Source organism: Bacillus sp. LR--39 (genome assembly GCF_053613335.1).
This window is the reverse complement of the sequence record NZ_JBSIOT010000877.1, coordinates 1-709: the sequence shown is the minus strand read 5'-3', so window position 1 is coordinate 709 and position 709 is coordinate 1. Positions and strand designations below refer to the sequence as shown.

Genomic DNA, 709 nt, shown 5'->3' with positions numbered 1-709 from the left:
TCATGATGACAAACACCAATAACGCCACAAAGATGATGAGAGTGATTCCCTGTAAGATGAGCGTTTTTGCACTTCGTTTTTTCAAGTCGTCCCATACGTACACCAGCACGAATACGAGGGAGGCCGTTGAGATGATATCATTCGCTGTGCCGTTTATCTTGAGCCCAAACCTGAGAAAAAGATTTAAACATACAGATGCCAAAAATCCATAAAATCCGATTGTTTTAAGCAAGGTGATTCCCCCCCTCAAACCATTATAGAGGGAGATAAAGGAAAAGCCAACATGACAGGCTGTGTTCAATCATTCTAAAAACGGCTGATCTTCAGGAGGAATCGCCATGCTGGCTTTGATTTAAATATCGGCATGCGGTGAAGAAAGTTTAGCTTTTATTTCGGACCTGTGAATTGTCTTGCCGTTTGTTTCTTTTGGCTTCGGCAAAGAAAATGACCGGATAAGCGATCAAAAGCAGCCCGATAATGAATGAGATGATTCCCGGCCATTTAAAATGGGTCCAGAAGAAGCCTCCGAAAGACCCCGCTAAGCTTGAGCCGAGATAATAGCTCAGCAAATAAAGGGAGGAAGCTTGAACGCGCTGTTCGCCGGCCGTCTGCCCGACCCAGGAGCTTGCGATCGAATGCGACCCGAAAAATCCAAATGTAAAAACAGCGATTCCGGCAATTTTAAGAGGAAGCTGAGGCAGAAGCGTAA

1 protein-coding gene and 1 pseudogene are annotated in these 709 nt (G+C 45.0%); both read right to left on the bottom strand.

Features of this window, described 5'->3' with window-relative positions:
- Window positions 1-232, bottom strand: a 232-nt coding sequence (locus ACWHAR_RS27180) for a YoqO family protein (protein WP_452088445.1), incomplete at its 3' end; no start/stop codon positions are given.
- A gap of 148 nt (window positions 233-380) precedes the next feature.
- A pseudogene (locus ACWHAR_RS27175) lies at window positions 381-709 on the bottom strand (MFS transporter); the annotation flags it as partial.